The sequence below is a fragment of the Streptomyces sp. NPDC000594 genome (assembly GCF_040299965.1).
Lineage (GTDB): Bacteria > Actinomycetota > Actinomycetes > Streptomycetales > Streptomycetaceae > Streptomyces.
This window is the reverse complement of record NZ_JBEPCY010000050.1, coordinates 23469-45356: the sequence shown is the minus strand read 5'-3', so window position 1 is coordinate 45356 and position 21888 is coordinate 23469. Positions and strand designations below refer to the sequence as shown.

Annotated in this window: 16 protein-coding genes and 1 pseudogene; 8 read left to right on the top strand and 9 right to left on the bottom strand. The window is 70.7% G+C overall.

The window, feature by feature from the left end; genetic code table 11:
* The first annotated feature begins 985 nt into the window (after positions 1-985).
* The 3 genes from ABT354_RS35955 to ABT354_RS35945 all read left to right on the top strand — a co-directional run bounded on the left by ABT354_RS35955 (position 986) and on the right by ABT354_RS35945 (position 6001).
* Complete coding sequence (locus tag ABT354_RS35955; RefSeq protein ID WP_351501826.1) at positions 986-1717, top strand: hypothetical protein; 732 nt, start codon at positions 986-988, stop codon at positions 1715-1717.
* 670 nt (positions 1718-2387) lie between these two features.
* Positions 2388-4904 carry a hypothetical protein gene (locus ABT354_RS35950; protein ID WP_351501824.1) on the top strand — a complete coding sequence of 839 codons (2517 nt, stop codon included), beginning with the start codon at positions 2388-2390 and terminating at the stop codon, positions 4902-4904.
* A 518-nt stretch (positions 4905-5422) separates the two neighbouring features.
* Positions 5423-6001 carry a suppressor of fused domain protein gene (locus tag ABT354_RS35945; RefSeq protein WP_351501822.1) on the top strand — a complete coding sequence of 193 codons (579 nt, stop codon included), beginning with the start codon at positions 5423-5425 and terminating at the stop codon, positions 5999-6001.
* Positions 6002-6230: 229 nt separating this feature from the next.
* Here the strand turns inward: ABT354_RS35945 and ABT354_RS35940 are convergent, their stop codons facing one another.
* On the bottom strand, positions 6231-6488 hold the full coding sequence (locus tag ABT354_RS35940; protein WP_351501820.1) for a DUF6221 family protein: 258 nt from the start codon (positions 6486-6488) through the stop codon (positions 6231-6233).
* Between ABT354_RS35940 and ABT354_RS38165 the strand changes: the two genes are divergently transcribed.
* From ABT354_RS38165 to ABT354_RS35925, 3 genes are all read left to right on the top strand, one after another.
* On the top strand, positions 6470-6772 hold the full coding sequence (locus ABT354_RS38165; protein WP_502983570.1) for an ATP-binding protein: 303 nt from the start codon (positions 6470-6472) through the stop codon (positions 6770-6772). The two genes, ABT354_RS35940 and ABT354_RS38165, sit on opposite strands and share 19 nt — an antisense overlap.
* Positions 6773-7587: 815 nt before the next feature.
* On the top strand, positions 7588-8223 hold the full coding sequence (locus ABT354_RS35930; protein WP_351501817.1) for a hypothetical protein: 636 nt from the start codon (positions 7588-7590) through the stop codon (positions 8221-8223).
* A gap of 516 nt (positions 8224-8739) precedes the next feature.
* Positions 8740-10068: a lipase family protein gene (locus ABT354_RS35925; protein ID WP_502983568.1), complete on the top strand. Its 1329-nt coding sequence runs from the start codon at positions 8740-8742 to the stop codon at positions 10066-10068.
* Positions 10069-10224: 156 nt separating this feature from the next.
* On the opposite strand, the gene ABT354_RS35920 is transcribed toward ABT354_RS35925, so the two are convergent.
* The 4 genes from ABT354_RS35920 to ABT354_RS35905 form a co-directional block, all read right to left on the bottom strand.
* A complete protein-coding gene (locus tag ABT354_RS35920) occupies positions 10225-10383 on the bottom strand; it encodes a hypothetical protein (protein WP_351501813.1) in 159 nt (52 codons plus the stop codon).
* A 224-nt stretch (positions 10384-10607) separates the two neighbouring features.
* A complete protein-coding gene (locus ABT354_RS35915; protein WP_351501811.1) occupies positions 10608-12152 on the bottom strand; it encodes a carboxylesterase/lipase family protein in 1545 nt (514 codons plus the stop codon).
* A 116-nt stretch (positions 12153-12268) separates the two neighbouring features.
* Positions 12269-12850 (bottom strand): TetR/AcrR family transcriptional regulator, encoded by a 582-nt coding sequence (locus ABT354_RS35910; protein WP_351501809.1) that lies wholly within the window; start codon positions 12848-12850, stop codon positions 12269-12271.
* 270 nt (positions 12851-13120) lie between these two features.
* The gene (locus ABT354_RS35905) at positions 13121-13858 is read right to left on the bottom strand and encodes a dienelactone hydrolase family protein (RefSeq protein WP_351501807.1); all 738 of its coding nucleotides are present in this window, start codon (positions 13856-13858) and stop codon (positions 13121-13123) included.
* Positions 13859-14437: 579 nt separating this feature from the next.
* Here ABT354_RS35905 and ABT354_RS35900 point away from each other — a divergent pair.
* Entirely contained in the window at positions 14438-15538 is a 1101-nt protein-coding gene (locus tag ABT354_RS35900) for a hypothetical protein (protein ID WP_351501805.1), read from the top strand.
* A gap of 522 nt (positions 15539-16060) precedes the next feature.
* A complete protein-coding gene (locus ABT354_RS35895) occupies positions 16061-16510 on the top strand; it encodes a hypothetical protein (protein ID WP_351501803.1) in 450 nt (149 codons plus the stop codon).
* A 115-nt stretch (positions 16511-16625) separates the two neighbouring features.
* Here the strand turns inward: ABT354_RS35895 and ABT354_RS35890 are convergent, their stop codons facing one another.
* From ABT354_RS35890 to ABT354_RS35875, 4 genes and pseudogenes are all read right to left on the bottom strand, one after another.
* Complete coding sequence (locus ABT354_RS35890) at positions 16626-17555, bottom strand: recombinase family protein (RefSeq protein WP_351501801.1); 930 nt, start codon at positions 17553-17555, stop codon at positions 16626-16628.
* 149 nt (positions 17556-17704) lie between these two features.
* Positions 17705-17950, bottom strand: a complete 246-nt coding sequence (locus ABT354_RS35885) for a hypothetical protein (protein ID WP_351501799.1) — start codon at positions 17948-17950, stop codon at positions 17705-17707.
* Positions 17947-21126, bottom strand: a complete 3180-nt coding sequence (locus ABT354_RS35880) for a Tn3 family transposase (RefSeq protein ID WP_351501797.1) — start codon at positions 21124-21126, stop codon at positions 17947-17949. The genes ABT354_RS35885 and ABT354_RS35880 overlap by 4 nt, the downstream gene beginning before the upstream one ends.
* A 300-nt stretch (positions 21127-21426) precedes the next feature.
* Positions 21427-21857 (bottom strand): annotated as a pseudogene (locus ABT354_RS35875) (cupin domain-containing protein).
* Positions 21858-21888: the final 31 nt, after the last annotated feature.

The window sequence follows — 21888 nt, the reverse complement described above, 5'->3', positions numbered from 1 at the left end:
CCTGAAGGCGGACCGATCGGTCAAGTCTAGGCACGCGGCCTTCCCCGGAGGCACGGTATGCGCGCATTGCGTGCCCGGCAGCGCGGTTCGCGGCGTGAGAGGCGAGCTGGCAGCGGCGGCCGGTTCACGACCGCTTATCCGGTGCCGGGCCCGGTGTCTCCGCGCCGGAGAACGACCGGAGGGGCCGCCGCAGCGCCGGAGCCCACACAAGGGAGAGGCTCAGGCCGGGCTCACAGCCCGAGGGCGACGTCCCAGGGGGGCGTACGTCCCGTGCCGAGAGTCCAGGCAGGCGCCGGTTGACGGTCCACCAGGACCGGCGTCGTCGTGGCGTTCGGCGCTGAGGACCGGGCCCGACACGACAGGCGAACAGGTCCGCGCCCACCGGCTGCCCGCGTGCTCGGGCTACAAGTCGGATGTCGCCCTGGGCGAGCTCCCCGCGCAGGCGGGGCGGGTCCTGCGAAGGCGCCCGCGACCTGATCGTGAAACGAGCTACCCCTGCGCGGGCGGGGCGGATCAGCGTCCGCGTCCGGGGCCGGCACTGGACCTCGAACGACCCCTGCGCGGGCGGGGAAGAGCCTTCGTGGCCTGCGCCATTGTCACGTGATCATGGTGTTTTCGTTTGCCTGCATCTGAGCAAGCCTCTCGGCGATGGAGGACTGCTGAGGCAGAGTATCTGTCGGGGCTGGGCCGGCGCTGTCGGTTCGTCGGAGCCGGAGCATCTACTGTCGGCGCCTTGACCAGGGCAACCACGACCTTGGTGGGCGGACCAGGGTGTCGGTGGTCGAGGACCTGGCCCCCGGGGCGACCCGGGTGGAGGTCACCGCGCGCGAAGCACTTCGAACCAGATCATTGGTGGCACACCCATCGGCGTTCCCCTCAGGGCCTGCGGCTCGCGGAGCAGGACGCCGAGCACCTGGCCGCCTTCACCCGGCCGCTGCGCCGTGGGATCATCCTGGGCGCGGACGGTTCACGGCCGGGTGATGGGGTGTATGCCCTGGATTCGGCGTTCGCCCGCCAGGTGACCGGCCGGGCCCTTCCACCGGCCGGTCTGCTCATCCCCCGCGCCTACCGCGTCGACGACCTCACCTACGGGCTGCTGTGGGCGCTGACCGTGGTCGATGACGCGCTCCAGGCCGATGACCGGGCCCTGCGGGCACAGGTACCGGTCGTCCACGCTCTCGCCTCCCGGCCCCGCGCCGCGATGACCGCCGGTTCGGTGCCCTCACTGTCGCGCGCGGGCGGGATGTGGCTCGGCTCCGAAGCGGGCGCCCGCCACCTCACCACCCGGATCACGGCCGCCGACGGTCCGGTGCGGATGTGGCTGGCCGCCCAGAACGGCGAACAGACCTGCGGATGGCTCCTGTTCCCCGCCCGCCGGATGCTGCTGCGCCACCTCGCCCCGGCGGGCGGCACCGCCGTGCTGAACCTCCCCGAGACGGCTGTCAAGGACAGCGAACCCTGGGAGCGGGTGCTGCTGATGCTGACCGCCGCCTTCTTCGAACACCATGGGCAGGCCGTCCGGATCACCACCGAGACGGCGGACACGGGCGTGGACGAGTTCGTGATCGCCGGCGGCCGCGCCCACATCGCCCACTGGACGCCCAGCCCCGCCGCGGACATCCTCTGGCACACCGAGACCATGCCCGACACCGCCGCCACCCAGCCCTTCACCGACGCCCTCGACCACGCCCTGCCCGCCCCCGGCCAGACGGCTTGAGGCCCTCGCCGCCCACCTCGGCCTGGACTGGGCATGGCTCACCCACCGCTGCCACGACCTCCACACCACCGGCTCCACCGGAATCCTCCGCCCCCGCAGCCGCCTCACCCACACCAGCGGCATCACCGACGCCCTGGAACACCTCGCCCGCCACACCCAAGAACACCGCACCGGGGATCAGCACGCCTGAGAGAGGGGCCACCCGAGCCGTATCGCGCGCACCGGCAGCTGCACAGCCCCGCTGACCCGCTTACGCCGCTCCACCATCCTTGCGCCGCTACCTCAACACGCCCTTCAGGCAGCATGATTGGCTGTGATTCATCTGATCTGATGAACTCCGCTGCTCTGGTGCGTCCCCACACGCAACGGGGTGGCAGATTCTGCGGTGCACGTCGGTGGCTCATCACCGGCGTCCGCCTCATGCCGCCGTCGGCGGAGCAGGAGCGAGTTTCGAGATGTCCAGGCGCCACCGAGGCGTTGTTGGGACTGATCGCACTTCGGACGTCGGCAGGTGGACCGTACGGGGCGAGGACCGCCGCACTCCCACTTCTTTCCGGAGGGTGCCCGTTCCTTGCCGGCACGAGGCTTCGGCGCTCGGGCGCGTGACACGCTCCCGAGAGACGGGAGTCTCTGTGCTCGCCCGGTACGCCCGGGTGAAAGGAACACCACTGTGGTCAGCAGACGACCTGACGGCATCTTCCCACGCATCGGCACCGATATATGGGGCCGGAATCTTGCGGACGCCATCAACAACACCTGCGCGGAACTCGAAGTCGTACCGCCGCCCCGGCAGGCCATCACCGAAGGGCTGGCCACCGCTCTTCCGGACACCGAGATCAAGAGCCTGATCGCCACCCGGGGCGGCAAGAAGGTGCTCAAGCCCTCGGCATACCGCCTCGTACAGGCCGGCGACGAGCAGGTACTCCTGCTGATGTGCGACGTCCACGGTGCCGCGGTGGTCCCGTGGGACCTCAACGACCGCACCGCCAGCTGCTGGTCGCCGCCCGTTGCCGAAGCGAGTCAGCGCATCAAGGACCTCATCGCCGTGGAACTGGCGCTGCACGAAGCCAGGAAGACGCAGAGGGCCGCGGAGAGCGAGCGGGAGAACGCCCGCCGGGCCGCCGGTGACGCCACCTACGCCGCGAACGCCCTGGCGGCAGCGGTGCAGAAGCACGGGGACGCCGAGAAGCGCGTGGGGCAGCTCGAAGGTGAGCGCCGGGCTCTCCTCACCGCCCTCGGTGGCCGGCGACCGCGTCCCGTGGTCCGCGCGGTGGAGGAGGACGGGGAGCCGAAAGCGGCCCTCGCGCTCGCCGAGCAGCCGTACGCGGTCGCCGTCCACATGCAGCGGTACGCCGCCGAGAATCTGGAGCGCGCGGGCAAGACCCGCGGCTACGATCTGGCCGAGTCCCTCGTCGACGCGGGGCAGCTGTCCAAGGGCATGAACGTCCTGCAGCAGTGGCGGATCACGCATCCCGACGGCACGGTGTCGAAGCTGTGGCGGCTGGCCGCCGTGACCGGGAACAACCGTGCGCTGGCCCGTCTCGATGTCTTCCGTGTCCGTCCGGAGCACCTGGTCACGGGGATGCCCCAGTCCCTCCTGCCCGCGCCGAAGGGCAGGAAGACGGATCCGGAGCTGCTGCTGCTGTGCCAGCGGGAGATCCTGAACCGGCTCTCCGACCGCTTCAACGAGCTGGCCGCCAGACCTGAGACGGAGGCGACCGACCCGTCGGTCCGGGCCGGGAAGATCGCCGCGGTCTCCGCGGAGATCGTCATCGGCTGCACCAAACCGGCCGCGCTGGAGCACGTCCTCCGGACCCTGAACGTCAACGACCACCTGCGCGGCATCCAGCCCTACGACGAGGACGCACGCCTGATCGCCCTCTTCGCGACGCTCGTCGACGCATACGCCAGGGAATCACTCCTCGCCGCCGCGCTCGCCGACGCGTTCCCCGAGGCACGGGGCGCGGATCTCCTCGACCTGGTGGGGGTGCGCGACGCCCTGACCGCCAACGGACCGCTCGACCCGCTCGCTCCGCTCGCGCCCGCAGGCGACACTGTCTCTCCGGCGGTACTCCGCGATATCGCGGTGCACGCCATCACCGCGCTCGTGTTCCCCGAGATCCCGCCCGAGGCCCCCAGGGAGACCAAGACCCGCACAGTCCGGGACACAGGGCCCTTCTGGCCGATCGTCAGGGGGACGCTGCAGGAGCCGGCGTGGAGCCAGATCAAGGGCAGAGCAGCAGAGGCACGCACCCGGCTGTGGTCCGCCGCCATCGCCCAGCTGTTCGTGCACCGGGGCAACATCCTCTCTGCCCTGGGCTTCTTCGGGACCTCGGAGACCAGAGGCGCCGGGCACGACCGGCGGCCGCTCAGGCAGCTCCTCCTCGGGGCGGAAGCCGGCGACGCGACCGCCTGGAACACCCTCGTCAAGCGCATGGCCCCAGCCCTGATCCACGCTCCGCAGCCGTTCATCACCGCCGGTCAGGGCAGCGAAGCGGGCGACGGCCGCAAGGGGGTGCGCCGCACCCCCACAAGCGCCCTCGCCTCCCTCACCCTGGCGTACACGACGGGCGCACCGCGTGTCAGCCGGGCACTTCTCCTCGCGTTCGCCAGGGCTGTGCTGGAGCACCCGGACGCCGCGCAGCCGCCCGAAGCCGAAGACGGTACGCCTCTGATCTGCTACGGGGAGCGGCACTGGGCCGAGGGCCGGACACCGATCACCGCGGGAATGGTGATCGCCCCCGACACCGAGGGACGGCCCACCGCCTTCATCGCCGACAAAGCATGGTTCGACGAGACATTCCCCGTGGAACTCGGCCGTCCGGCGCCGGGCCGGTCCCCGGGAGCCACCGCGCCCCCGCCCGCCGGCAGCACCACGAATCCCACAGCGGCCACCGCACACGGCGCACCCCCGGCTGACCCGCGCGACGAACTGGCCGCGCTGCGCCGGGAGCTGCCCGCCCGTGTCGAACTGGTCGAAGGGAGCTACCGGCAGGCCATGGACTCCGCCCACACCCTGATGACGGACTTCGAAGAGGCGCACCGCCTGCGCACCGACCTCAACAAGGACGCGCTCCCGGCCGAGCAGCGGATCGAGTGGATGGAGAAGCTGACGAAGGCCCGGGCCGCGGCACAGGCCAGCGTGACGGCGCTCGAACAGGTGGAAGCGCTGATCCTGCAGGTCTGACCAGTGCGGTAGACCTTCAGATTAAATGAACAGGAGCGGGCTTCTCACGGCGGATGAGAAGCCCGTCCTCCCGTTCTCGGCGCAGTAGCAGGAACCCCAGGCTCCGCCCCGGGTTCCCTCCGGGCACCCGGCCGGACGGCTTGAGGCCCTCGCCGCCCACCTCGGCCTGGACTGGGCATGGCTCACCCACCGCTGCCACGACCTCCACACCACCGGCTCCACCGGAATCCTCCGCCCCCGCAGCCGCCTCACCCACACCAGCGGCATCACCGACGCCCTGGAACACCTCGCCCGCCACACCCAAGAACACCGCACGAGGGATCAGCACACCTGACCGCCTCAGTCCGCCCCCGGGCCGGGCGGCCCGCACCCTGCCGCCCGGGAGCCGGATTCACGAGCGCCGACCGGACCGCCGGATGCCGGAGCGGTCCCGATGCCGCGAGCGGTGCTGACTTCACGCGTCCTGAACACCGGGTGAGGCGCCGGGCCGGTTGATTGAGGTCTGGCATGATCGCGCGGTGAGTGATGCGAAGGTACCGGCCGCAGAGGTCGTCGAGTCACATGTCCGTGAGTTCTTCGAAGGGCATTCCGTCGAGGCCGTTGTCCTCAGCCCCCGGCCGGACCGACCCGGGGCCGTGCCCGGCCTGCGGGTTCTCGTCGTCGGCCCCGGTCCGCGCAGCGCCAGCTGGGCCTATGTGACAGCAGGGTGCTGGGCCGCGACGGAGAAGGACGGCCACGGGCTTGAGTTCGTCCTCACCGCGCACGTCCGGGACCAGCGGTTCATCGACCTCATGGCCATGATCGCCTCCTACCACCGCGGAGGGCACCGGCTCGATCTGGAGCACAGCATGCCGATCGGTGAACCATGGGTGCCGGGCTCGGCCTGCGACCATCTGCTGATCAGCCTGCCCTATCTCCACGGTCCCGATCTTGAGCACTGCCCGCTGCCCGCAGGGCACGCCCGCATCCTGTGGGCCCTGCCGGTGACGGCCGCCGAAATCGACTTCCGCAGACGCTCGGGTCATGAGGAGCTGGAGCAGCTCTTCGACGACGCGGAGATCCATCCCACTGATCCTTTCCGGGCATCGGTGGTGTGAGGCGTTGGCCAGACCACCCCGACACTCACCACGTGTGATCGCCTGGAGCCGATAAGCCCCCGGTGATCACACGCGGTGAAGCGCGGTACCCGCCCTGGGGCCGCTGAATCACGCCCGCTTGCACCGTGGCCGACGCGAAGCCCGGTGCCGTACCCGTGGCGCCTGGAATGTCCGAACAGCCCGACCGTGACCTGCGGCTGCTCCTGAGGCTCATCGCCGGCTCAGCCGTCTAGGGTCGCCACTCCTCACGGTAGCCGGGGTGGTCGGCGTAGGACTGGGCAAGGACGCGGAGGGCATACTTGAGTCCGGCGGAGCGGCTGTCGGAGGGATCCATGGCCTTGTACTCGCGCGCCAGCATCCCGACCAGGTCGAGCATCGGCAGGTGACTGTCGAGGAGGGCCTCGCCTCCGAAGCAGTGCGCCACGTAGGCATAGGCATGGTTGTCCGCCTCGTTCCGGGCATGAAGGAATCTCAGAAAGTCGTCCACGAGATGATCTTCCTCCAACTCCAGGATGCAGAAGGAACGGGGTCCAGGTCTTCGGCGACGAGGTCCTCACCACCCCCATCTCCGACCGCCTCCCGCACCACTGCGAAGTCATCGTCATCAACGCCCCCGGCTACCGGCTGAGGCTGAAGCACCGGCTCAAGGCCATCGAGCGCGCGTGGGAAGTGGGAGAGCGAAGTCGCCTGAGCCTGGCATTCAACCCGTGGGGGTCGGACGACCCCTGCGCGGGCGGGGCGGGTTGCTGGACGACCATCGGGTCGGTGTAGTGCGCGGGGCGACCCCTGCGCGGGCTGGGCGGATACCTCCGACCGCGTCGCTCTCCTCGTAAAGCCGACCAGGGGCCGGGCCCAACAACTGAGCCATCCCTGCGCGGGCGGGGAAGATGAGGATGTCGGATCCGGCGGGGGCCCGCCGGGCTAGCGACTGTTGCGGCGCCGGCGACGAGTGCGGGCGTCGTGGAAACGGACCACATCAGCTCCGGACTTGCCCCTGAGCGCGGCCATCTCCTCCGTCCCGTGCACGAGTCGGCATGCCCCGGTGTTCTGGTCGACGATGATGGGCCAGTTCCCCCCGACGCTGATCCGGCGCCCCCGCTCGTCCTTCACCGTGGGATACCAGGTAAAGCCATAGACACCCCTGCTGGACGGGGTCGCCACGAGGCCAAGCTCGAAGGCCCACTCATCCCAACGGTCGGTCAGGGCCCGGCCGAACTCTTCCGCACGTCTCCGCGCTTCACTCTCCTCCAAAAGATCCCCTTCCACCGTTCTCCGATCTTGAGAGAGCAGACATTACGGGACCGCACCCGGTCACGGAACGGAGCCACCTTGGTACACATCTCTGTAGGAGCTACCCCTGCGCCGGCGGGGCGGATCCTCTGCCAGCAGCCGCCGCCGCATCCTGCGGAGAGCTACCCCTGCGCGGGCGGGGCCGGCCTCGGGGACCAGGGGAACAGCCAGTAACGCTAAGCGCGTGATCTTGGGCTTCCAGCACGTCAGGGCGCGATTGTGGGCAACGAGCCCGCTGGTTACCGACGGGGCGTCAACGGGCCAGGCCGTCACGTGGCAGCCCGTAGGCTCGCCCCGTGGCGGACATCAGGAACACCCAGGGCTTCAAGGCCCTCCTCGCGCAGACCGAAGCCGAACTGCTCACCCGCAGCCTGGACGTGGTGCCCGTCGGGGTGCGCAACGCCCTCGCCCACACGGTGACGACCGTCGCCGAACGGATGGACATCCAGCCCCGCTCCGCCCTGCGCTACATCGACCCCGCGCACGTCGCCGACCGGATCGCCAGGGCCGGTGCCGAGTCCACCGACGGCTCGGAGGGCGCCCACGGCGTCCGCCCCTTCCGCCGGGATGCCCGTACGGTGCCCACCGACCGGACGGTCACCGGCCGCCCGCTGATGGCCCTGGCCCAAGCCGCGAAGTACGCCACCAGCAACGGCGACTCCCGCACCGCCCAGCACGCCATCGATCTGATCTGCGAGATGGGCGCCGCCATCGCGGAACTGGACCAGCCACTCGCCCCCATCCCCGCCGGGGTCTGGGACGAGACCGCGCAGATCCTGGAACGGGTCGCTCAGCGGATCGAGAAGGACTGGTGGAGCGTCTGCCCCTGCGGAGAGGACCACGGCCAGGGCCGCCTCGACGCCAAGGTCCCCTCCGTCATGCGCGACGACGCCGGCCTCGTGCGCACCGTACGGGCGAGCATCGACCGCTGACGCCCTGCCCGGCCGGGACTCCCCGGGCCCCGCACCGTACCGCACGAAGGAAGCCGGACGCGGGCGGGATTGTTGGCCATCACGAGGGCTCCGGCAGACCATCTGCCGGAGCCCTCCCCGTTGCCCAACAATCCCGCCCTGACCTGCCCGAAGCCCAGGAACACGTGCTTGGTGTCACTGCCTGTTCCGCTGGTCCCCGAGGCCGGCCCGCGCCGACGGCGGTTCGGCCGGCGCCTCGGGAGGTGCCGGGTCGCCAACGGGGAAGACGGGCCGCTTGCGCCCCCGGGTGCCGGACCCGGTCGGCACCGGCTCGCCGGCGAGTTACCCACCCCTACGTCGGCAGTGATATCCGGCATCCGCGCGGAGGACTTCGCGATGCCCGTCCCGGGGCCTGTCGCACCTCTGGGCATCCGCCTTACCCAGTGGTAATTTGCATGACTGTTACCCATGGTAACTCGCAGCAGTCATCCCTGTGATCCCGTCACCGAGCCGAGGGAAGTCATGCACACGATCGCGATGAGGCCACTGGCAACCGCAGTCGCCACCGCGCTGGCCATCAGCGCCGCTCCGGTGAGCGCGGCCGTGGCCGCCCCGCCCGCGCCGTCGACGGCCGGGTCGGACGATTCGTTCTACACCTACGACGGCGGCAGGCCCCTGTCCTCGTTCGCGCCGGGCGCGGTGCTCAAAACGCGGACGCTGCCGTACCACGTCGTCGGCATTCCGACGCCGGTCAGGGCGATCCAGCTGCTCTACCGCACCACCGACGCCCAGGGCCGCCCGTCCGCCGGTGTGACCTCGGTGGTGCGCAGCCCCGGTGGTGACGGGCGTAAGGCGGTGTCGTACCAGTCGGCCTACGACTCCCTCAATCCCGCGGACGGTCCGTCCCGGGCCATCGCGGGTGACGTCACGCTCGGCGGACTCATCCCGAACGCCGAGTCCCTCGTCCTGGTGCCGCTGCTGCTGCAGGGCTACGACGTCGTCATCCCGGACACCCAGGGGCAGAACGCCAATTTCGCGGCCGGTCCGGAGTACGGAACCAACACGCTGGACTCGATCCGGGCCGCCAGCCGGTCCCCGGAGACCGGCATGAACACCGGTACCCGGTTCGGCCTGATCGGCTATTCCGGCGGGGCCATCGCCACCCACTGGGCCTCCGTGCTCGCGCCGGGCTACGCGCCGGAGGTCAACCGCAGGCTGGTGGGCTTCGCCGAGGGCGGTCTGCTCGTCGCCCCGGCACACAACCTCAAGTACGTCTCCGGCAGTCTCGTCTGGGCCGGTGTCATCCCCATGGCCCTGATCGGGGCCGCGCGCGCCTACGACATCGACCTGAAGCCCTACATGAGCGGCTACGGGCTGAAGGTGTACAAGAGGCTTGAGCGCGGATCGATCATCAATGTGCTGGGGCAGTACCCCGGGCTGACGTGGAAGAAGCTGGCGAAGCCGCAGTACGCCGACCCGAACTCCGTACCCGGGTTCGTCGAGGCGGTGAACAAGCTCAACCTCGGTTCGGCCCCCACCCCGACCATCCCCGGCTTCATCGCGCAGGGCAACGGGGGCGTACTGGAAGGAACTCTCAGCAACCTTCCGGGCATCGGCACCGGTGACGGGGTCATGGTCGCCGGCGACGTGCGGACGCTGGCCCGGCAGTACTGCGGCGACGGCAACAAGTCGATCAAGTACCGGCAGTACGGCCTGCTCAGCCACGCTGGCGCCGCTGTGCCCTGGGCGCCCCTCGCGATGGACTGGCTCAACGACCGGTTCGCGGGCAGGACCCCGCCATCGGACTGCGGCCGGATCCCCGCGGGCAACTCGCTGGCTCCGGAGAAGCCGGCGTCGAGTTTCTGACATTTCGCGCGTTCACCCCACACGGACCCGGCGGGCATCGCCGCGCCGGGTCTGCGGAATGAGGGCTGTCCACCCGCCCTGCGGTGTGCCGAGCCGGCTGCCGCTGCCCGCGATACCGCCGGAGCGGCCGTCGTTCCGGGACTCCGGGCAGACGGGTCAGTCGCCCGGGGAGCGGCGGGAGACGCGCCGCTTGTGGCCGAGTTTGCGCAGTTCGCGCCACGGTGTCCTGGCCGCCCGTCCCGCTCCCTTGAGTTTGTGCTCGTTGCACATCAGATCGTGACCCTTCCACCGTTGGCGGGGAGAGTGCCTGACCATCGGAGTGCTCCTTTCCCACCAGCCCCGCCTCGGGGCCGGGACAGGGAAGGAGCGGGGTGCGGAGCGCGAGACATGCGGTCCATCCTGTCCGGTGCCCGGTGCTGGGTGATTTCGGGTTCTCCTTGTGCGGCTCCGGGACTCCGGGGACGGCTGCCCTTGTCGGGGCTCTGCGCCGCCGGGGTGTCCTGGCCCGGGTTCGCGCCCGTCGCGGCTGCCGGTGCCTTCTACGGGTGGAGCAGGGGCATTGCGGTGAAGGTGTGGTTCGCCCAGATCCGGCGGGATTCCTCGTTGGCGTACGGAGCGGTCCGGGTTTCGGTGTCGATGAGCTGGGTGAGGCGGCCCGGGGGGCGGTAGGGGGGCCAGCCGGGGTCGCCGTCCGTGGCGAAGGAGGTCCATGCCCGGCGGAAGCGGGCGGACAGGGCCTCGGCGTCGTGGCGGGCGTCGCCGCCGATGAGCGTCGCGCTGGCCTCGGTGGTGAAGTCGCCGAAAGTGAGCGGGACGTCCAGGCCGTGGCAGGCCCCGGGCAGGCCGTCGAAGGCGGGTGCGGGCCAGGTGAGTTCGTAGGCGTGTACCTGTCCGCCGGCCGCGGCCTGGGCTTCGGCGAGGTGGACGGTGGGCATACGGAACAGCCAGTCGGAGTGCACCAGTTCGTACAGGTGCTCGTCCGAGGCTTCGGGGAATGCCTGGCGATAGGCGCGCTCGCCGTCCGGGGCGGGGGCCAGGGAGCTGAGCGCGGCATGTGCCTGGTCCCCGGTCACGGTGCCGAGGAGCCCGCCGAGGACGAGGGCCAGGCGGAACTCGTCGCGGGTGTGTCCGACGATCAGGTCCACCTGGCGGGCCGAGCCCGCGGCCACGTCCTGCCAGGGCGCCGCCGGCAGGACGTCGCCGTCGACGACGGGGCAGATGAGCATGGAGGTGTCGGCGATGGCGCCCCAGCGCCCGGCGTACTGCCGGGATGCGGCGGCGTGCGCGCCGGCGGCCTGCGCGAGGGCTGCCGGTGACACGGCGGCGAGGTCCGTCACGGTCGCCTTCGCGCCCAGGGAGGAGGCGATGGTGGAGGCGATGTCCGCCGCCAGTTCCGGGGAAAGAAAGGTGCCCGGCACGCTCTGCGCGATGGCGCGGCCGAACAGCCCCCGGGCGCGCGGGACGGCCAGGAGGGCGGCGATGGAACCCGCTCCGGCGGACTCGCCGAAGACCGTGACCCGGCCGGGGTCGCCGCCGAAGGCGGCGATGTTGCCCTGCACCCATTCCAGCGCGGACATCTGGTCGAGCAGGCCGCGGTTGGCGGGAGCGCCCTCGATGTGGCCGAACCCTTCGAAGCCGACCCGGTAGTTGAGGGTGACGAGGACGACCCCGCCCTCCCGGGCGAGCCTGGCGCCGTCGTACTCGCCGGACATGCCCATCGTGTAGCCGCCGCCGTAGATCCACACCATGACCGGCAGCCGCGCACCCGCAGCGGGCTCGGGGCTCCAGATGTTCACCGTCAGCCAGTCGTCGCCGCCCGGTGTATCCGTCTCCGTCGTGGCCGGCGCGACCATCTGCAGCGGGGTCTGCACCGGCGGCGGGCCGAAGAAGAACGCGTCGCGCACCCCGTCCCAGGGCTCCGGAGGGCGGGGCGCGGCGAAACGCGCCTCGCCGACCGGTGGCCGCGCGAAGGGGATGCCGCGGAACACGGCCAGGCCCTCCTCCGTGCGTCCGCGGACCACGCCGGACACGGTGCGGACCACCGGGCCCGCGCCCTCGGCCGCCGCCTGCCTGGATGTCGTCATGAGGACTCCTTCGTTCCGTCCTGACTGATTCCCGGCCGGGGGCCACGGGCATGGAGCGTGGACGCGGCCGGACTATCCTGACAGAATAGACGAGAAATGTCAGAGTGAAATAGGGGTCAGGTTCCGACGGTCATGGCGATCAAGAGGCCCAGAAGCCGCTCCCGCTCCTTCACGGCTCCGGGGTGGAGCGCGATGCCCTGCACTCCGCAGAGGAGCACCGTCGCCACGTCCGCCGTGCGCGCGGGCGGCGCGGACCGCGGAAGAGGAGCGCCGCCGTCCGCCAGGACCGAGCGCAGCGCACCCAGGATCCGGCCCTCGAAAGCGGTCCAGATGTCACGCGCACGCGCGTAGGTCTCGTCCATCAGTTCGGCGTGGAATCTCGCGTGCTCCCGACGGCCGGCGACATCGTCCCCGTGGATCCGCAGTACCACCCCCAGCACGGCCGACAGCCGCTCCGCGGCTCCGCCCGGCCCTCCCGCCTCCCGCTCCGCCTCCTCGGCCAAGCCCTCCAGACCCCATGCGACGGCGGCCCGGAACACCTCTTCCTTGTTGCGGAAGTACTGGTAGACGGCAGGGCGGGACATGTCCGCCGCCTGCGCGAGAACCTCCATCGACGTGCGCCGGTAGCCGTAACGGACGAAGCAGTCGACGGCCGCCTGGAAAAAGCGGTCACGCCGCGCCGCGGGGAGTGCTGACATACAGACAACGATAGTCGAAATGTCAGGTCCAGCTCAGAACACTGCCGTACCCCGAAGCGCATGGACCCGACGGCCGGCCGGGCACGAGGCGCCGGCGGCAGGGACAGCTTGAAAGTGGTGGGGCGTTCACCTCCCGACGCGGCTCTGGCGGCCTGAGCCGGTCCCGGACAGCGCAACGCGAAGCGTGCGGGCCGAGCGCTCCGGCCGGCCCACTCGGCAGGACGGCGTGGTGGCTCGCCCGTGCGGTGCGGGACGCCGGCAGCCGCTGTGTCAGGCGGAGGTGCCGAGCCGGGAACGGAGAAAGTCGGTCGTACGCTGCCAGGCGAGCGCGGCGGATTCGGCGTGGTATGCCTCGGGGCGGGTGTCGTTGAAGAAGGCGTGGCCCGCGTCCGGGTAGAGGTGGAGGACCGGGGTGCTGCCGGACTGGGACTCGATCGCGGTCCGCAGCTCGCCGAGGGAAGAGGGAGGAACGGTGTCGTCCTGCCCGCCGTAGTGGCCGAGGACGTGTGCCGTGAGGCGGGAGAAGTCGGGGATGCCGTCCCGGTTGACGCCGTAGAACGGCACGGCCGCGGAGATCCGCTGGTCCTGGGCGGCAAGGCTGAGGACGAATCCCCCGCCCATGCAGAAGCCGACGGTTCCGATCGTGTCACCGTCCGTCTCGGGCCGCGCGAGCAGATAGTCCACGGCGCCGGAGAGCAGTCCGACGGCCCTCACGGTGGGCAGTTCGCCCATCATGCGCACCGCCTCGCCGGAGTCGTGGGCGACCCGGCCGCCGAACAGGTCGGGAGCGAGTGCGACGAAGCCCTCCCGGGCGAGGCGGTCGGCGATGTCCTTGATGTGGGCGGTCAGGCCCCACCACTCCTGGATCACGATGACGCCCGGGCCGTGCCCGGCGGGCGGCACGGCGAGATAGCCGTGTGCGGTCGTGCCGGCACTCGGGAACGACACGTTCTGAAAAGCGGACCCGGCCCCTTCGGTGGCCCTTTGGCCCTGCTCCTGCGCGTTCATGGCCTCATGACTACCGTGCACTCCCGCCCGCCGAAACACCCGGCGGGGCCGAAGGGACGAACCGGAAACGGACCGCGGACAGCCGGTTCCTTTGACGCAGTCCAGTCCGGGGGTAGGCGTCGCGGGCATAGCCGACACCCCGGAGACCGGAGACCGTGGCGCCACTGCCGTGAGGAGGGCTGGAACGGCGGCGAGGGCAGACGGATCGCTGACAGGCCCAGGTCCGAAGACCGCTCGCCAGACCGTGATCCGCTCACCATGTGGACGGCAGCCCAGCTCATCGCCAGCGAAGCCGGTCAGCGCACACCGGCGGCGACTGCCCCGTGGAGGATCCCGATGCCGTGACCGGTGCCGCCGCACAACCCCCACGGACAGTGGAATTCACCGGTACCGTCCGCGACGAGACAACTCACCGTTCCCGGACGGCGTGGCACGGGTCCGTGCTGCCCGTTCGGCGGCGCCGTGTGTGCGCAGTGCGTAATACAGGAGTGTGCTGAGGACGACATCCCTGCCCGGGCGTGTGCGTGCCGGCCCGTCGCCGCGTCACGGGGCCGCACCGGAGAATGGAGAACGATCACCATGATGCCATCGACCGCCGCGCGCTCCCTGCCCCCAGCGGCCCGTTACGGGCGGCCGGTCCTGCTCGGCGCCGCTGCCGTGCTCGTGGCCGCGTTCGCCGGCGCTGCTCCTGCCCGTGCGGCGGGAACGACCACCTGCACCGTCAACGGCACCGCGCAGTCCGCGACGGCCGCGAACAATTTCACGATCACCGCTCCGAGCGGGCGGAACAACGACATCGAATGTCCGCAGGGCATCGGAGCGGGAGACACCGTCCAGGGCGGCAGCGGCGGGGAGAATTTCATCGGCACCAACACCCTCGACGGCACGATCACCTCCCTCGGCACCAACGACACCGTCTTCATCCAGGTGGGCGTCAGCGCCACCGGCGTGGTCAATCTCGGAGCGGGCACCGTCAACTTCGAACTCGACGGGAGCAACAACGGCACCATCGTCTCCACCGCGAGCGGCATTCACAGCGTGAGTCTGCTCACCCGGGACGGGAGCAACGCCGGCCTCATCGACCTGCGCCAGGCCGCCCGGTCCACCGCGACCGTCACCGGACAGCGGCCCAACACCCCCACAGGAACGATCCGGGGCTCCGGCACCGACAGCACCGTCAACCTCAAGCCAGCCAGAAGGCTCGTGGCCGTTGTGCCCCACCCCGGCAACGAGGGCACCATCAGCACCCTGGCCGGCCTCACCAGCCACGTTGAGGTCACCGGGGGATACGGCACCACACCTGGTGCCGGGAATACAGGAGTGATCGAAACAGGATCCGGCCCCAGCACCGTCAGCGTCACCGGCGGATACCAGCTCCTCACGGGGAGGGGAGCCGCCGGGAACACCGGGAGGATCACCATCGGACAGGGCGCGCCCACCGTCACCGTCACCGGCGGCGCTGGCACGCTCGCGCTCGGCGGCGACGGCAACGCGAGCGGCGGAACCATCACCGGCGGCCCCGCCGACGACACCTTCAACCTGAACGGCGGCTTCCGCCAGACCTTCCTGGGATCCGGCAACACCGGCAACGCGGGCACCGTGGACGGCGGGGGCGGCACCAACGAATGCGACATCCGCCCAGCCGGCACCGGCACCGTCACCAACTGCACCGTCTCCTGACCCCCGCAGGCCGTCCGCGTACCTCCTTCCCGGCTCTGCCGTAGTACGGCCGGTGTCGCCGCGGCAGAGCCGGAGGGCTGGGCGTCGGCCCGGGGCCGACTCACCTGGCTGGAGCAGATGTGGCGGTGAGACGGACCGTCCAGGGGCGGAGGCGGACGCTCCGGGGCGGTGCCGGTGAAGACGGTGAGGGCGCACGCCAGTCCGCCACCGGTTTCGCCGGCCGCCGCGTCATCAGGGCCATGACGGTCCAGACGAGGTGCGCTTCGGCGCGCTGGGGAAGTTTCGCCGGGCAGTGGGGACACATTGCCGTGTTCCCACCCCTGAGGTTCCCCCGGGATGCGGAAGATGCTGATCAGCCAGCGCGTCGAGCACCGGCTCGCCCGACGGGCTCGCCTCGAACGCGCGCGTCTTGAGCAGATCGTGGAGGAAGCGGGCGGCCACGGTCCCGCTGGCGGCCCTGCCGGGTCCGGTCTAGCGTCGGCCGGGAAGGGGGGCCTGGACAGAGCGCGGAGATGTGCGGAGATGCGTGAGAGAACGCCGACTGGTCTGATGCGCGGACACTGGGGTGCCCGGTCCCGGCGGCACATCCTTGCCGCGGGCGCCACGGTGCTGATGCTGACCGGGGCGGTGACGAGCGCGACTGCGGCCGGTGCGCCCACCCTGCAGTCCGCCCCGGCCGGCACGCCCGCTGTGCAGTGTGCGTCCGGGCAGTACCGGGTGACCCCCCTCAACGGCGCGCCGACCTTCTGGAAGCTCGGGGACCGCTTGATCGAGCGCGAAACCTGGAACATCCATCAGAACTCCTGTCTGGGCCTGGACGAGCGACTGGACAAGTACTGCCAGAACGGCAGCGACCCCATTGAGATCTGGGAGCCGTGCGGGTTCGGCCACATCGGGTCGAGCACCTCGTTCCTCCGTGACGCCGTCCAGCTCTGGTGGATCCGCGCGGACCAGGTCGAGTACACCCCGTGAGGCAGGCGCCCCTCCGAAACCCGCAGGCCGCGCGCCCCCCGGAGATCCGAGCGCGTGACCGGCTACGGGGCTGGAACCGGGGTGAGCCGCACTGTCCAGGGATGAATGCGGATCCTCATGGGCGGGGCTGGTGGGGGCGGCGGGGGCCAATGACCGTCGCGCCCTCGGGCGCGTCGTTCGCCTCTGCTTCGGCGAGCGCCCGGTACAGGGAGGCGACCGAGGGGGCGTCGCCCGCGTTCTTGCCGGTCTTGATGGTGAGCTTGCCCGCGATCTCGGGGACGGGGACGCCGCGGTCTTTGAGCGCGCGGGCGAAGACGAGGGAGTCGTCGTCGATGACCTTGGGCCGTCCGCCGTGGTTGCCCTTGGCGGTGGCCGCCTGCTGGCCCTCCAGGGTCTTCTCCCGGATGTAGTTGCGGTCGAGCTGGGCGGCCACGGCGAGGACGGCGAAGAACATGGCGCCCATACCGCCCGGGTCGTAGATGCCGGTGAGCGGGCCGGTGAGCAGTTCGAGCTGGACGCCGGCGTCCTGGAGCTGGCCGGACAGCGTCATCAGCTCGGCGGCGTTGCGGGCGAGGCGCTTGAGTTCGTGGACGGTGAGGATGACCTCCTGGTCGGGGGCGGCCTCCTTGATGTCGTACGCCAGCCTGAGGGCCTTCTCCAGCTCGGGCCGGGTCCGGATGCGGGTGCTGATCTTCTCGGAGAAGATCCGCTTGCAGACCGGTTCGAGGGCGGCGAGCTGGGAGGCGAGTTCCTGGCCCGCGGTCGAGCAGCGGGCGTACCCGATCCGGATCGGCTTCGCCGCCGCGGCGGCCGGGACCGCTTCGAGGGACAGGCCCGGCTTCCAGGGGTGCCCCGGGCCCCGGTCGTCCGGCACGGCGACCGCCAGTTCCTCGCGGAGCGCGGGGACAAGGATGAAGCGGGCGGTGTGGTACTTCGTCGCACACTTCCCGCTCCGGGTCCGGCAGGCGCTCCCCGCCGGGGCCTCACACTTCGGACAGTTGTTTCGTTCCACCGCGTTTGCGGCTTGTTCGGGCGTCAGATCCACCCCGGCAGTCTGTCAGAACTGTCTCTCAGAACCTGTCAGTTCTGAGAGGGGTTCTGCGAATGGCGACCCGCAGGAACACGGCCGCCCCCAGGGCTGTCGCAGAACTCTCGCAACTGGTCATTTATGAGAATCACCGTGAGCGACGGCCGTCACTCGTCCCGGCCCAGGAGGGCCTGGAGATCGGCGTCGGTGAGCCCCATGGCCACCAGGAGCGCGCGGATCTCGTCCAGGAAGGTCTGGGCCTGGTCGGACATCGTGAGCAGACTCAAAGGCGCGTACGGAATCTCAGCACTGGGGCCCAGCAGGGCTCTGGCCGCGTTGAGGTGGAGACACGCCTTCGTCAGTTCCGTGAACACGTCGCCGGAGGACTTCCCCGAGGCATCACAAGCCGTCATGTTCCCTCCAACGACGTCCCGCCGCCCGGGGTGCCGGTCCAGGGGTCGCTTCCGTCCTCGTCGTCATCGAGTTCGGCCGCGTCCGGGTCCCGCAGCGGGCGCAGACCGCCGCCGGCCGGGGTCGAGGAGGTGAAGCTGTACCGGCCCAGGACATTCAGGTTCTTGTGCTTCAGCGGGGAGAGCCGGGCGACGTCCTCGTCCCGGATCTCGTGGCCCTCGGCGCGGAGCTGTTCGACTGCTGCGTCGATGTACCGCGTCGTCCACAGCACCACGGCGTTCAGCACCAGGCCCAGCGATCCGAGCTGGTCCTCCATCCCGTCCCGGTACGCCTGGTGGATGGTGCCTTTCTTGCCGTGGCAGATCTCGCGGGCGAGCTTGTGGCGGGACTCCTGCACGGTGAGCTGCTTGTGCATCTGCCGCCGGTAGGTGTCGTCCACCGGGTCGACCACCGCCAGGAGATGGAGGGTCTTGGCGATCCGCCCGTACTCGGCGAACGCCTGCCCCAGCGGACTCGGGTGCCCCTCCCGGCCGAACATCCGCAGCAGGTCGTAGGCCCTCACCTGGTTGGTGACCAGGGAACCGGCCACCCGCAGCATGTCCGGCCAGGCGGTGAGCACCTTCCGCACGTTCACCTTGTTACGGGCCAGCGCCTCCAGCGGCCCGTACCCGCCCGCCGCCTCGGCACCGGGCATCTGCGCCTTCCAGAACCGCTGGTCGGCAAGGTCCTTGAACCGCGGGGAGAAGCGGTAGCCGAGCATCTTGAAGACGCCGAAGACCATGTCCGAGTACGAGGCGTTGTCGGTGGCCACCATCTCCGGCTTCACCCCGCCGTCCAGATTCAGCAGCGCGTCCAGGATGAACAGCGAGTCGCGCGGCGTGCCCGGTACCACCATCTGCCCGATCCCGATCACCTGGTCGTTGATCGCGTTCAGCCAGGTGATGCCAGTCCTCCTCGCAAAATACTTGGGGCTCGGGGCGGCGCTGATGCTCCGCACCGGGACGACGAAGCGCAGGCCGTCGACCGAGGCCAGCAGGCCGCTGCCCCAGTGCTGCACGATCGGCACCTTCGCCTGGGCCTCGATCAGGGCGGCGTTCGCCGCGGCGATCGTGTCGCTACGGAGGTAGAACTGGTCGACGTGGACCAGCCGGGCGCGGGTCAGCGCCTCCAGATTCGGGTTGATGACCGGGGTCATGCCGATGTTGCACGCCTCCGACACCAGCAGGGCGACCACCGAGGTCGCCAGGTCCTTCATCCGGGTCTTCCCGTCGCCCAGGTGCACGAAGGCGTCCAGGAACCCGGTCCAGCCGTGCACCTCGAACAGCAGATCCGGCAGGTCGACCTTCGGGAGCATCTTCTCCACGGTCTTGCGCAGCCAGTTCAGCGACTTCGGCTCGCCGAGAGCGTGGAGCTTCTCCACGTTCAGCTTCGCCCGCCCGTTCGGCTGGACCTCGATGCTGATCTTCGCGTCCGCGCCCGCCTCCTCCAGGCGCTCGGCCATCTGCCGCCACGTCGCGTCCAGGACCGCGCACAGCTCCGCCAAGTGCTGTGCGGCGTCCTCATCCAGGCTCAGCCCGGCCAGGACGTCCTCCCTCACCGCCTCCCAGCCCCTGCCGTCCAGCAGCCGGGCCCGCGGGTCCGACCAGCGGTGCGACGGGGACGCGAAGACATCCCGCCGCTTCAGCGCGCGGAACAGCTGCTCCAGCACGCACACCACATAGGCGTCCCGGTCCACCGCCCCCTGCGGCAGCTCCGCGTTCGCGTACACCACCCGGCGCCAGTGCCCCGGCACCAGCTTGTCGTCCACCTCCCGCGGCAGCAGCGGCTTCTCACCCACCCGCCGCCGCGCCAGCGCCGGAAGACGCCGCACCCCGGCCAGCACCCGCTTCCCACCCGTCGCCGCGTCCAGCGCCTTCGACTCCCCCAGCAGCGACAGGAACGGCTTCACCGTGTTGTAGCGCAGCGCCAGCGCGCCCCGCAGCGCGGTCTCCGCCGTGTCGTCGTCCTCCGGCACCAGGCTCACCACCACGGCCGCCGCGCTGGAGAGCGCGGTCCGCGGCGCGACCTCCTCCAGCGCCCGCCACAACGCGGCCACGTCCACGTCGCAGCCGGTCTCCTCCAGCAGCTCCAGCTCCCCGATGAACACCCTCGCCGCCCTGGCCACGATCCGCGACGACCTCTCCAGCTGCGGCAGCGTCGCCAGCCGCTGCTTCTCGCTCGACCTCTTCGCCGTGCTGATCAACCGGGTGGCCATCAGGATCTCGAACAGGTCCAGCGCGTCATCGATCGCCTTCGCCTCCAGGTGCCGCATCACCGCGGTGAGCATCGCCGTCCGCTTCGGCTCCGGGGCCCGCTCCAGCTTCACCGCCTTCGTCCCCAGCCCGTACCGGGCCAGCGCAGCCAGCCGGTTCGGCGGGACCTTGTCCAGCTTCACCCGCCCCAGCCGGAACGCCGCGATGTCCTCCACCCGCTGCAACGCGCCCTTCATCGCCGTGCCCGTGGTCCGCGTCGGCGGCCGGCGCAGCATCTCCAGCTCCGAGAACTGCCTGCCCTCCACCCTCTTCAACGTCGCCACCAGGTCCCCGGGCAGCGACGGATCGACCCGCCGGGCGGCCAGCGCGACCGTGGTGTGCAGCCTCCTGTCCGCGACGGCGCGGACCTCGGCGACCTGCCGGGCCAGCACCGACACCCCGGGCAGCAGCACCCGGTGCCGGCGCAGCCAGCCCACCGCGTGGTCGAACAGCGCCTTCGGCCCCTCGGCGTGCGCCGTCCACGCCCGCCCGTGCAGGAACGCCCGGAACCTCCGGCCCTGGGACCGGTCCTCGAACAGGTGGTAGCCGTACGCCTCCCGGATCTCCCACGCGTGCTCGTACGCCGTCGGCCGCCGCTCCGTGTACCGCTTGATCTGGGAGGCGTCCCCGATCTCCAGCTGCTCGGCCAGATGCTCCACGACCGACCACGGCACGGCCAGGGGGTCCTCCAGGAACAGCCCGATGTACCGCACGCTCGTCAGCTGGACCGCGAACCCCAGGCGGTTGTGATCCCCACGCCGCTTCCCGATCAGCTTCCGGTCCTCGTCATCGAGGAAGAAGAAGCGCTCCAGCTCGGGCCTCGTCGGCTCCTCGGCGAACTTCCCGTACGCCTCGGCCTGCTCATCAGTTAAAAACTCCACCGGCATGGCCGGACGGTAGCCACTCCCCGGCAGTGATCGAGGGTCTTCCCCCGAACCCCCGCACAGCACTGATCATCTGTGCTAGGCGGCCAAGATCAACCGCTTAGCGTTACTGGCTGTTCCACTGGTCCCCGCCGCCGGGCCCCGCCGAGGCGATGCGCAAGATCTGCCGCGCGCTCGGCCGGAACCTCACCCCGGCCGAGCGGTCGCTCTATCTGCCGGACCAGCGGCACCGGCGCGTCTGCCCGTGAGACCGGACGGCCGGGGAGCCCGCTCGCGGCACTCTCCGGCCGTCCGGCACGCCTCTCAGCGGGTCTCCGTCTCCGTGAGCCGGTACAGCTCGGGCAGCGAGACCTTCACCGGCTCCTGCGTGGTCCGTGCGATCACCACGACGACGGGCTCGTCCGGGGAGGGGTTCTCCTCGCGGTGCGGTACGAACGGGGGGACAAGCAGGAAGTCGCCGGGTGCGGCGGTGATCCGCACCTCCCGGGCGCCATCGTGGTAGACGAACACGGGACGACCGCCGCCTCCGACGCCCCGTGGTGGTGGTTGTCCGTCGCGCTCCCCGGCGGGTTCTCCACCAGCCCCATCCAGAGCTGCTTCGAGCCGACCGTGCTGCCGCTGATGGCAGTCCAGCCGTCCAGCTCACCGGAGCGGATGTGATGGACGCGGTCGTTGGGCGGTGTCGCGGCGCCGGCGGCGCTCGGCGTCGTACCGGTGTCCTCGCGGGTGGTCATGATGGGGCCTCCTCGATGTCGGTCGCCTGTC